Origin of the sequence: Rhizobium sp. 18055 (genome assembly GCF_902706285.1) — a bacterium.
In the GTDB taxonomy this organism is placed as follows: Bacteria; Pseudomonadota; Alphaproteobacteria; order Rhizobiales; family Rhizobiaceae; genus Rhizobium.
Map to the genome: position 1 here is coordinate 1 of NZ_CACSKD010000034.1, position 11,066 is coordinate 11,066.

Below are 11,066 nucleotides of genomic sequence, written 5' to 3' on the forward strand. Positions count from 1 at the left end.
AGGTCGGCCAGACCGGCAAGGTGGTCGCACCCGATCTCTATATCGCCGTCGGCATCTCCGGCGCCATCCAGCATCTGGCCGGCATGAAGGACTCGAAGGTCATCGTCGCCATCAACAAGGACGAGGAAGCACCGATCTTCCAGGTGGCCGACTACGGCCTCGTCGCCGACCTGTTCGAAGCCCTGCCTGAACTGCAGAAGGCAGTCTGAGGTCTCGGATGTTCAATGGCCTGTGCCAATCCTCATTGATTGGAAGTCATGGGCCAATTATCGCTGTCCCATGGAAATCACCTTCCATGGGACACGGTCCTGTTGCTTTCGCCAAGCATTGCGGCAGCGATTGAGCATGTCCTTGTAGGATTTGATGTCGTTTTGCATTTAATCGGGTCTTCCTCAATTTGTGTGGAGATCGGCCAATTTGATTGGCATCATGCGCGCCCTGAGAAGCTGCCAAACGACATGATGTCAGTAAGACGAGGCCGCGGCCGCCTCACGGGCCGCGTTAACGGTGGACGGGCGGCGTTGGCTACGGCTGCCATCTAACATTCAAGCAAGTATTGCCCTGTCGGCCTATTGCCGACTCAAAGCTACCGACGCGACGGTCGATTTGGAAGTCCGCAATCAAGGTGGAAGTCTGTTTGGGACGGTGACACATGGCCAATGGCGAAATCGCTTGACGGGCCAATGAAAATCCGTGCTTGGCCGATTGCTCTCCCGTCAGGGGAGCCTCCCGCCTATGTCATTCCCCAATGTGAATTAAAAGATCGACGGCGCAAAGCAAGGGCGAGATCAAATTACTGAGCCTCCGAGGGAGACGGAGCAGCCGCGAGGCGGCACCTTTGCCATAATGGGAACGGAACGTTTTTCCTAAACATTACAGCAATTTAATTCGCCCCCTATCGATTTTGATGCGATGGTTCGCTGTGTCTCGGATTGATTTGTACGGTGCGTAATACCCGCTGCGATCTGCCGGACACTCGGCACCCCCGTCGAGTTTCACAATCCACTTCGCAGGTACCATTCCAAACATTCCAATCGGAGCAGAGATGAAGAAAATAGCGCTCTCGGCAGCCTTAGCCGCCGTCGTCGGTTTTTCCGGTCACGCCTTCGCGGACCAGCCCCACCATGGCAAGCCCCACAAGCTGGTGTGCCATACCGAACACCACAAGGTGAAGGTCCACGGCAAGTGGATCATTAAAGAAACCAAGATCTGCCGGTAATTCAGCGGATGTCGGATGTGGAGGGGCGACGGAAATTGCCTCTCCAACCTTAGGCCATTTAATTCGCAAGCACGATACAATGAGAAAATCCACCGAGCTACCGCCTGCCCTGAAATCCAGCGTCCATCGGTATGGCGCCATGCAAAGACTGCTGCATTGGACAATGGCGACCGTCATACTCGTCGCGTTAGCGATCGGGCTCTACTGTTCCTATCTCGAGCATGGTTCGGCTCAGCGGCAATTTCTGATGGACATCCACAAGTCGCTCGGCATGACAGCCTTGGCGCTCCTTGTCATCCGTATCCCGATCCGCGCCGCGAAAGCGGAGCCAGAATGGCGACACCAGCCTCCACTGCACGAGCGCCTTGCATCGAAGATCGTCCATCTCGCGCTGTATGCTCTGATGATCCTGATGCCCATTTCCGGTTACATCACCTCCGCTTCGGAAGGCAGGGCGGTGCCGTGGTTCGGCCTCTTCAATTGGCCAAATCTCCTCGTGGAAGACCGTCCGCTTGGGAAGATGGTCGGCGTCGTTCATCACTATGGCGGCTATACGTTCTTCGCATTGCTCTTCCTCCATCTGGGCGCTGTCGTCTGGCACAGGGTAGTGAGGCGGGATGAAGTGCTGTCGCGCATGATCTAGACGCTTCATTCCGCAGCGTCTACCGGCCACTGAAATATTTCAGACCGTTGGCAATCCTCTCGACGGTCCGCAACCTCGGCCTCAGTCTCGATCAAGATTTCTGCCACCAATCCTCCGAACTCATGCACTCTCAGTCTTAGTAAGGCGCCGAAGGTCCTCGCTTGAGCTGCGGCGATAGCGAGGCCCAAACCGGACCCGGACGTCGGTTGAAGCTGGTTCATATCATGCCGTTGAAACGGTAGCATGACGCGCGGCAGGGCATCTTCCGGAAGTCCGGGCCCATGGTCTCGGACACTGATTATAAGCTTGCCGCCGGCCCTGTGACACGAAAGTTCAGCATCTCCAGCATATTTTACGGCATTGTCCACGAGGTTCATCAGGCAGCGCGTGAGCGCGTTGGGTTTCACTCTTATTTCGGCGGCACAGCCGGAAACAAACTGAACGTTTGCACCGAACTCCGCCGCGTCCTCGGCAATGCTCGACAAGATCGAGTCGAGGTCGACGATCGACCAGGGCTCACGGCTCTCGCTGCTGCGGGCAAACTCCAATCCGTCCCGAACGAACTTCTGGGTCACCCCGAGATCACCAATCAGACGCTCGCGGAGTCGATCGTCTCCGACCTGCTCGAGGCGAAGCCGAAGGCGGGTCAGCGGCGTCTGCAGATCGTGAGTGATGGCAGCAAGGATCTGGGTCCGCTCCTGGAAACCCGCCCGCACACGACTTTGCATGAGGTTGAATGTTCTCAGCGCCGCCCGAACTTCGCGTGGGCCCTCCTCAGGTATTGGTTCGGGATCTATGGTCACCGAGAACGCCTTTGCAGCCTCGGCGAGACTTCTGAGCGGCGTAGTCGCGAGGCGCGCGACAATCAACGAGAGTACCGTGCCGACCACGACAATCAGAATGATGGATAGCGGGTCGAATATCGAACTTGGTGGGATACGAAAAGGCATCAAATCCACTGCCACGCGCCTCTCGAGACCGCTGCCATCCTTGAACTCGACAAACCAACATTCGGGAAGCGTGATATCGGTGACGCCGGCCGCCCGATTGGCGAGGTCAAAGTTGGGAAAGCACTGCTCCGGAGACATTGGCATTGCCCGCGCGTTTGCGGCTATGCCGAGCCGTTTTTCCAATAACATGGCCAGCGTAGGATCCGGCTGGAACCCGATCCATCCTTCAGGTGCTGCTCGCGCGCCGAGGATGCGGTTGTCGCTGAGTAGAGATTGTGTTCGTTCCGGATCATGGTTGAAACGCTCAACCATGTCAGCGACACTGTCGACAACCCGCTCAAGCCTGACATGCGCAAAGTCGTCCCGCCTCGCATGCTCTGCAAGCAGCAGCGAAAGGAAGGAGGCAGCGATCAGGCCGACTGTCAGAAGCAGCCCGACGCGTCCTGACAGGGTATCAAGTAAGCCTAAAGATCGACGCAGTGACGTCTTCATTCGAACGAAACCGGGCCAGGCATGACGTAACCTTCGCTTCTGACCGTGATGATGACACCGTCCCCATCAGGTTCTGTCGCAAGTTTCTGCCGCAGGCGGCTGATCTGCAGGTCGATGGAGCGGTCGAAGGCGACCGTAGCTCCGCGCTCGGGAAGCAACTCCTCGCGTGACATCACGCGGTTCGGCGCGTCTATGAACCGATCAAGCAGGCGGTACTCTGCCGCAGAAAGCATGACAAGCCGCTCGTCGGGACGCACGAGACGCCGCTGATGCAGGTCCAGCCTCCAAGGACCGAACCGCGCAAATCGGGCATTGCGTGGCCGCCCACCCTCAACCTTCCTGGACCGCCTGAGCAGATTGCGAACACGCGCCAGCAGCTCGCGGGGCTCAAAGGGCTTGGTCAGGTAGTCGTCAGCGCCGAGTTCGAGACCCAGGACGCGATCGATCGCCGAATCCCTTGCCGTGACCATGATGATCGCGCCCTCATGTCCATCCGCACGCAGTTCGCGGCATAACGTCATTCCGTCGCCGTCAGGCAGATTGAGATCGAGGACAAGCAGGTCGGCCGGGCCGCTTCGCATGAGGTCTCGGACGTTTGCGACCGTGCCGGCGGCACGGACGTCGTAGGGCTCCTGGTCAAGCTGACCGATGATGAGTTCGCGAATGTCGGCATCGTCTTCGGCCACGATGATCCGATCAAGCGGTCTGTGATGCTGGATCATGATCACCTCCTACCCGAAATGGCCTTTGAAGTCAGCCGGCTGATACACACTGATACAAGCCGCTACGCAGCGACGCGCTTCAATACCAATTGATCGTGCCAATCGACGAGCCACGCGACTATCCCTTGGAGCAACCAAGCTGCAAGGATAATCCCGAATGCACCCTAGTTCCACGCTTCGCATATTGTTCGTCGTCACTGTCGCCACCACCGGCTCGGTCAACCTCTCCGGATGCACGAAACAGGCTGAGGCGGAAGTGCCACCAAAGGCAGTAGAAGTGGGCTTCGTCAATCTTTCTGCTCAGCCAGTGACGCTGACCAGTCAACTTACAGGGCGGACCGTTGCAAGCACCGCTGCCGATGTCAGGCCGCAGGTAGACGGGATCATCAAGGACCGATTGTTCACGGAAGGAGCAATCGTCAAGGCAGGCGATCCTCTTTACCAGATCGACCCTCGCGTCTATCAGGCCGCTCTCGACACGGCGCAGGCGCAGCTTGAAAACGCCAAGGCCATCCTTGTGACCGATCAAGCCAAAGCCGATCGATACAGGCGTCTCGGGCAAAGCCAGGCTGTGAGCGGCCAGGACCTCGATGATGCGATTTCAGCTGCACGCGCGGCGGAGGCCAACGTACATCTCTACGACGCTTCCGTGCAAACCGCGCGGCTCAATCTCGAATTCACGAAGGTACTGGCGCCAATCACCGGCCGCATCGGTCGCTCCTCGGTCACATCTGGCGCCCTGGTAACCGCTGGCCAGACAACAGCTCTTGCCAATATCCAGCAACTCGATCCGATCTATGTCGACATCACGCAGTCAGCAACCGCACTTCTCAAGACCCGGCAGGCTATCGCGCAGGGGACTATGACCTCTGCCGGCTCTGCCGTGACGATTGCGTTTGAAGACGGCACTGCATACCCGACCGCTGGCAAGGTAGAATTTAGCGAGGAGGACGTCGATGAGGCGGCCGGGACCGTCACGCTGCGTGCGCGGTTCGCCAACCCCGATGGAATACTACTTCCGGGCATGTTCGTCCGTGCCAACGTGCCCCAGGGCGTGGTTCCCATGGGGATCCTTGCACCCCAGCAGAGCGTCATGCGCGATGCAAAGGGAGATGCAACGGCACTCATCGTCAACACCGAGAACAAGATCGAACAACGCTCCGTCGCGGCGACGGAGGCGATCGGAGACAAATGGCTGATCACCCGCGGACTTGATAGGGGCGACCGTCTTGTTGTCGAGGGCACAGCCAAGGTGAAGAGCGGTACCGTGGTGACGCCGACCGAAATGACGGTGGACTAAGCAATGAACATAAGTAGATTTTTCGTCCACCATCCGATCTTCGCATGGGTTATCGCGATCGTCATCATGATGCTTGGAGCGGGGGCCATCCGCACGCTTCCGGTCGCACAGTATCCAGATATCGCGCCGCCATCCGTCACCATTACGGCCAACTACCCGGGTGCATCTGCCGAGACGTTGGAAACGGCGGTCACGCAGGTGATAGAGCAGCAGCTCACGGGTATCGACAACCTCCTTTATTTCTCATCGAAATCAGACAGTTCCGGCCAGTCGCAGATCACAGCCACATTCGAAAAAGGCACAGATCCCGACGTTGCCCAAGTACAGGTGCAAAACAAGGTCCAGCAGGCGAATTCCCGCCTGCCGAGTGAAGTTCAGAGCCAGGGCGTTACCGTCACGAAGGCAAACGGCGACAACCTTCTGGTCCTCTCGCTTTACGACACGACCGACAAAGCAACCGACAGCGACATCTCCGACTATCTCGTCAGTAACTTCCAGGACGATCTGGCGCGCGTCGATGGTGTCGGTCAGGTGCAGATCTTCGGTGCCGAATACGCCATGCGGATCTGGCTCGATCCCGTCCGGCTGGCCGCGCGCCAGCTCATGCCATCCGACGTGTCCTCGGCAATCGAGGCTCAAAATACCGACGTTTCAGCCGGCCAGATTGGCGAGGCGCCGTCGCCCGCAGGTCAACGATTGAACGCCGTCGTCAAGGCCAAGTCACGTCTCCAGACGCCTGGGCAATTCCGACAGATAGTCGTGAAGACACTGACAGACGGCTCCGTGGTCCGACTTGGCGACGTCGCGCGCATCGAGCTCGGCCAGGAGGATTACACTGCAACCTCCCATCTGAACGGCCATCCAGCCTCCGGGGCTGCAGTCAGGTTAGCGTCCGGCGCTGACGCCCTCCAGACCGCCGTCGCAGTAAAGAGCCGTATCGCCGAACTTTCTCGGAACCTGCCTCAGGGATACGAGGTGGCCTATCCAATGGACACGAGCGACTTCATCAAGCTCTCAGTGGAGGAGGTCGTGGAGACGTTGATCATTGCGATCGTGCTGGTCGTCATCGTCATGTACGTGTTCTTGCAGAGCTGGCGGGCCACGCTTGTCCCGACGATCGCCGTGCCCGTGGTCCTGCTCGGCACGTTCGGCATCCTCGCGGTCTTCGGTTACTCGATGAACACACTAACGCTGTTCGGCATGGTGCTGGCCATCGGCCTTCTGGTGGACGACGCCATCGTCGTGGTCGAAAACGTCGAGCGGGTGATGACCGAAGAGGGATTGGACCCCAAGGCGGCTACCGTCCGTTCGATGGAAGAGATCGGATCTGCGCTCGTCGGCATCGCCATGGTGTTGTCTGCGGTCATGCTGCCGATGGCCTTCTTTGGAGGGTCGGTCGGTGTCATCTACCGGCAATTCTCAATCACCATTGTTTCAGCTATGGCCTTGTCAGTGCTTGTCGCTCTGGTCCTGTCTCCGGCGCTGTGCGCGACGGTGCTGAAGCCGGGCAATCACGCTCCCCTTCACCGTCGTGGCTTTTTTGGCGTGTTCAATCGTTGGTTCGATCGAACGACCACGCGATATGTCGATGCCGTCAACAGCGTGACACGCCGAAGCGGCACTCATCTCGTGATCTACGCTGTTATTGTTGTCGCCATGGCGGTGCTGTTCTTGAGGCTACCGACCAGTTTCCTTCCCACTGAAGACCAGGGTCAGCTCATGGTGCAGTTCACACTGCCGGCCGGCGCCACGAAAGAACGTACAGAGAAGGCCCGCGCCGAGATCGACCGGTATTTCCAGAAGAACGAAGGCAAAGACGTGCCCGTGATGTTCGCGGTCACCGGGACCGGCTTTGGCGGGTCCGGTCAGAATGCCGGGCAGGCATTCGCCAGCCTGTCAGCATTCGACGAGCGCAAGGCTTCGACGCAATCCGTCGATTCGATTGCCAAACGGGCGAATACGGAGCTGTCAAACATGCGCGACGCGCAGGTCTTCATCATGACGCCGCCGGCCATTCACGGACTGGGGCAGTCGAATGGCTTCACGTTCGAACTACTGAATTCGTCCGGCATGCCTCGTGAGCAATTCGTCGCCCTTCGCGACAAGCTCATCGACGCAGCCTCAGCTGATCCGAAATTGACACGCGTGCGCGCCTCCACACTTCCCGACACACCTCAGCTGCGCGTGACCTATGATGACACGAAACTCTCGGTCCTTGGTTTGACCGATGCCGATGCCGCGGCCGTCTTGAGCTCGGCATGGGGCGGAACCTACATCAACGATTTCGTCGACCGTGGGCGTATCAAGAAGGTTTACATGCAGGCGGACGCCATTGACCGTTCGCTTCCGCAGGACTTAGATAAATGGTTCGTTCGCTCAAACTCGACGGCGACGGACGGCATCACCAAGATGGTGCCATTCTCGTCCTTTGCCACCACGAGCTGGGAGATGGGCCCGAACAGCGTCTCACGCTTCAATGGAAAGTCCTCTTATGAAATCAATGGCGAGCCTGCCTCGGGGTTCAGCTCGGGCGAGGCAATGGCTGAGATTGTCTCGCTCCAGCAGCAGCTCGCGCCGGGAACGACCTATGCATGGAGCGGTCTGTCGTATCAGGAGAATGAGACAAGTGGCCAAACCGGCTATCTTTACGGGTTGTCTGTCATCGTTGTCTTTCTGTGCCTCGCAGCACTTTACGAAAGCTGGTCGGTTCCGCTGGCCGTGATGCTCGTCATCCCGCTTGGTGTCATCGGGGCAGTGCTTGCCGTCACGCTACGGGGCCTCGAAAACAACATATACCTTCAAGTCGGTCTGCTCACGACCATCGGGCTTGCATCGAAGAACGCGATCCTTATCGTCGAGTTTGCAGAATCAGCGCGCCGGCAAGGCCAGGACGTTGTCATAGCAGCCCTCGATGCGGCGCGCGTCCGATTGCGGCCAATCCTGATGACGTCAATCGCATTCATTGCTGGCGTTATACCATTGGCGGTGGCAACAGGCGCTGGTGCCCAGAGCAGGATCGCGATCGGTACGGCGGTGCTTGGCGGCATGATCACAGGGACCGCGCTCGCAGTCGTCTACGTCCCGATGTTCTTCCTAGTGGTCACAAGGCTTTTCCACCGAAATCGTGTCATCGGCCCATCCAAAACATCCACCACAGCTTCACAATCCTAGAGGTGCAGACGCCATGGAAAATCAGAACGACGCCCGTGCCAAAGGGCTTAGCCCAATCCGTGACAAGCGCGTGCGCAATGTCATTGAGCGCATGAACCAATCGCGGCGACAACCGGACAGATCCGCGTTCGCAGGCCCCTCACGTCACGACGCCGAAGCCTTCGCGGATTACGGCTTCTCGATCCACCCTGATCAGGGCGATCTGATCTATCTACTTTGCCGAGCCATGGGAGCAACCCGGGTCGTCGACTTCGCAACCTCGGTCGGCATGTCCGCAGTCTATTTCGCGGCCGCCATGCGCGACAACGGCGGCGGCCTGGTCATTGGATCCGAACTTGTCCAGGCGAAAGTCGATGTCGCAGTGCAGAACCTCGCCGATGCCGGCCTCTCCAGCTTTGCAGAGATCCGGCAAGGAGACGCCCGCCAGACGCTGACCGATCTCGGTGGCACCGTCGACTTCGTTCTGATCGATGGGTGGCCACAGCCTGAGGGACCATCACTCGCGCGGCAGGTCATAGAAATCGTTTCGCCACAATTGCGCGTCGGCGGATACGTTTTGAACGACAATGCCGAGCCGGACTTCCTTGACTATATCCGCGATGATGCGAACGGGTTCATCTCTATCACGCTTCCAATCAAGCGTGGGACGGAACTGGCACTCAAGATCGCATAAAATGCTTACCGATGCCTCTAAACGACGTGCGGAAAGCCATATATAAACCATGCATACGATGACTATCGGAGACACAATGACGACCCGCAGGGAATTTTTGACGATGGCTGCAGGCTTAGGAATAGCGGTGTCGGTTGGCATTGAGGCAGGAGCCAAAGATTTGCCGTCCATGAAGAAAGCCACAGCCGTAACCAAGGTATTTGGAGACGGCGTCCGGTTCATCGCGGTCGCGATCGAGTTTACCAAGCCATTGACTGCAAAAGCCCTGTCCAGCGCCGCGTTCAGTGTCAAAGGGCGGACGATCGTCAGCGTTTTCCCAGCAAGTTCAGCCGACCCCGCGCACAAGGCCGAAAGCGGCCGGTTTGTCATCGTAAGTCTTTCACCACAGGATGCGGACGCACCTCTGGCAACCAAGACAGAGCTGAAAAGCACGGTTCCCGAAACACCGCGGTCCGGCGGCCCCGGAAAGGCTGGTGACATTCCGGCCAACGACACCTACTACCGCGCACCTCATGCCGTGGTCGCTGCGACCGGCGATGGCGAGATCGGCCCCATCGCTGACGGGCGGATTGTAACATCTGGCGTGAAGAACCTCGTCGTGGACGAGTTCCAGCAACTCGAGTTCATCGACCCAAAGACCGGGCGGACCCTGAAATACAATCTCTTCGTCCCTCAGGGGTACGATGCGCAGAAAACGTACCCGCTGGTGCTCTTCATGCATGATGCGGGGGCGACCAGTGACGCCACGCGTACGACCCTTTTTCAAGGACTTGGCGCGATCGCCTGGGCAAGTGGTGAAGACCAGGCGGCGCGTCCGAGCTTTGTCCTCGCGCCGCAGTACGGCGAGATCATCGCCGATGACGATTCTGAAACGTCATCAATGCTCGACACGACAATTGATCTGGTGAGGTCCCTCTGCCACCAATACAGCATCGACCCGGCCAGGCTCTACGCCACCGGTCAGTCCGGTGGCTGTATGATGTCGATTGCAATGAACATAAAATATACGGAGTTCTTCGCCGCCTCGTTTTTGGTTGCCGGTCAGTGGGATCCGGCGCTGGTCAAGCCACTTACCAAGAAGCGCCTTTGGATCTTGGTTTCACAGGACGACGACAAAGCATGGCCTGGCGAAAACGCGATCACCGACATCATTGAAAAGCAGGGCGCCAAGGTGAGCCGCGCCGTCTGGGACGGCACCTGGACGGCGGATCAATTCTCGCGCGCCTTCGACTCTATCGACGCTGAGGGCAGTACCATCAACTACGTCGCTTTCCGAAAAGGTACGGTCATTCCTGTGGGTGAGGCGACAGAAGGCGCCAGCGGTCATCGCAGCACTTGGCGCATTGGCTATAGCATTCCCTCGATCAGGGAGTGGCTACTGAGATAATGCAGCGACCGACACACTTCCGTGAATAGATTGGAGGGACCGACTGAATTCAGGGCGTTAGGCTGTTACTGGTAGGGCTGTTCAGTCCAATTCGACATCACGCACGTCAAGTATCGGCTTACGCAAGACCGCAAGCATGTACTGGCTTACTGTGCCGGGCAAAGGTCGTGTTCGAGGAGCAGATTGACTTGGCCTGCTCTGATGTCGAGCGTTCAGGATGGCTCGTACAGATAAGCCGGCTATATCGTAAGCGACTTTCTTGATGCTGGACGAGCGGGGTCGTCGGCGTTTTGCTGCGGCGGAAGCGCTTGCGGCGGGATGGGGCGGGATCGCGGCGGTTTGCGAGGCGACAGGGATCGCGCGAAGCACCATCGGCTATGGGTTGCGGGAACTTCGTGGCCAAGCGCCGGATTCAGCGCTTGGCGGTATCCGCCGCAAGGGCGCGGGCCGCAAGCCGCTGACCGAGACGGACCCGACGCTTCTGTCCGACCTGGAAGATCTTGTCGATC

At 58.5% G+C, this 11,066-nt stretch carries 9 protein-coding genes and 1 pseudogene; 8 read left to right on the plus strand and 2 right to left on the minus strand.

Annotated features, from left to right (window positions below; translation table 11 throughout):
* From GVL52_RS27400 to GVL52_RS27410, 3 genes are all read left to right on the plus strand, one after another.
* Positions 1-209 (plus strand): electron transfer flavoprotein subunit alpha/FixB family protein (locus GVL52_RS27400; RefSeq protein ID WP_200847916.1); only part of this gene is annotated, 209 nt, incomplete at its 5' end.
* A gap of 836 nt (positions 210-1,045) precedes the next feature.
* Positions 1,046-1,219, plus strand: coding sequence for a hypothetical protein (locus tag GVL52_RS27405; protein ID WP_160012570.1), 174 nt, complete (start codon positions 1,046-1,048; stop codon positions 1,217-1,219).
* Between the two features lie 79 nt (positions 1,220-1,298).
* A complete protein-coding gene (locus GVL52_RS27410; RefSeq protein WP_160012571.1) occupies positions 1,299-1,862 on the plus strand; it encodes a cytochrome b in 564 nt (187 codons plus the stop codon).
* Between the two features lie 5 nt (positions 1,863-1,867).
* On the opposite strand, the gene GVL52_RS27415 is transcribed toward GVL52_RS27410, so the two are convergent.
* Positions 1,868-3,304, minus strand: coding sequence for an ATP-binding protein (locus GVL52_RS27415; RefSeq protein ID WP_160012572.1), 1,437 nt, complete (start codon positions 3,302-3,304; stop codon positions 1,868-1,870).
* On the minus strand, positions 3,301-4,026 hold the full coding sequence (locus GVL52_RS27420) for a response regulator transcription factor (protein WP_160012573.1): 726 nt from the start codon (positions 4,024-4,026) through the stop codon (positions 3,301-3,303). Before GVL52_RS27420 ends, GVL52_RS27415 begins: the two co-directional genes overlap by 4 nt.
* Before the next feature lie 157 nt (positions 4,027-4,183).
* Here GVL52_RS27420 and GVL52_RS27425 point away from each other — a divergent pair, with 157 nt between their 5' ends.
* The 5 genes and pseudogenes from GVL52_RS27425 to GVL52_RS27445 form a co-directional block, all read left to right on the plus strand.
* Positions 4,184-5,326, plus strand: a complete 1,143-nt coding sequence (locus GVL52_RS27425; RefSeq protein ID WP_160012574.1) for an efflux RND transporter periplasmic adaptor subunit — start codon at positions 4,184-4,186, stop codon at positions 5,324-5,326.
* Between the two features lie 3 nt (positions 5,327-5,329).
* Positions 5,330-8,497 carry an efflux RND transporter permease subunit gene (locus GVL52_RS27430; RefSeq protein ID WP_160012575.1) on the plus strand — a complete coding sequence of 1,056 codons (3,168 nt, stop codon included), beginning with the start codon at positions 5,330-5,332 and terminating at the stop codon, positions 8,495-8,497.
* Positions 8,498-8,510: 13 nt separating this feature from the next.
* Entirely contained in the window at positions 8,511-9,170 is a 660-nt protein-coding gene (locus GVL52_RS27435) for an O-methyltransferase (protein ID WP_160012576.1), read from the plus strand.
* Positions 9,171-9,246: 76 nt separating this feature from the next.
* Positions 9,247-10,557 carry a peptidase gene (locus GVL52_RS27440; protein ID WP_160012577.1) on the plus strand — a complete coding sequence of 437 codons (1,311 nt, stop codon included), beginning with the start codon at positions 9,247-9,249 and terminating at the stop codon, positions 10,555-10,557.
* Between the two features lie 262 nt (positions 10,558-10,819).
* A pseudogene (locus tag GVL52_RS27445) lies at positions 10,820-11,066 on the plus strand (ISAzo13 family transposase); the annotation flags it as partial.

Excerpts from the sequence above, each read along its gene's own strand:
- GVL52_RS27415 (WP_160012572.1), bottom strand. The coding sequence starts at position 3,304 with ATGAAGACGTCACTGCGTCGATCTTTAGGCTTACTTGATACCCTGTCA.
- GVL52_RS27405 (WP_160012570.1), top strand. The coding sequence starts at position 1,046 with ATGAAGAAAATAGCGCTCTCGGCAGCCTTAGCCGCCGTCGTCGGTTTT.
- GVL52_RS27410 (WP_160012571.1), top strand. The coding sequence starts at position 1,299 with ATGAGAAAATCCACCGAGCTACCGCCTGCCCTGAAATCCAGCGTCCAT.
- GVL52_RS27440 (WP_160012577.1), top strand. The coding sequence starts at position 9,247 with ATGACGACCCGCAGGGAATTTTTGACGATGGCTGCAGGCTTAGGAATA.
- GVL52_RS27425 (WP_160012574.1), top strand. The coding sequence starts at position 4,184 with ATGCACCCTAGTTCCACGCTTCGCATATTGTTCGTCGTCACTGTCGCC.
- GVL52_RS27435 (WP_160012576.1), top strand. The coding sequence starts at position 8,511 with ATGGAAAATCAGAACGACGCCCGTGCCAAAGGGCTTAGCCCAATCCGT.
- GVL52_RS27420 (WP_160012573.1), bottom strand. The coding sequence starts at position 4,026 with ATGATCCAGCATCACAGACCGCTTGATCGGATCATCGTGGCCGAAGAC.
- GVL52_RS27430 (WP_160012575.1), top strand. The coding sequence starts at position 5,330 with ATGAACATAAGTAGATTTTTCGTCCACCATCCGATCTTCGCATGGGTT.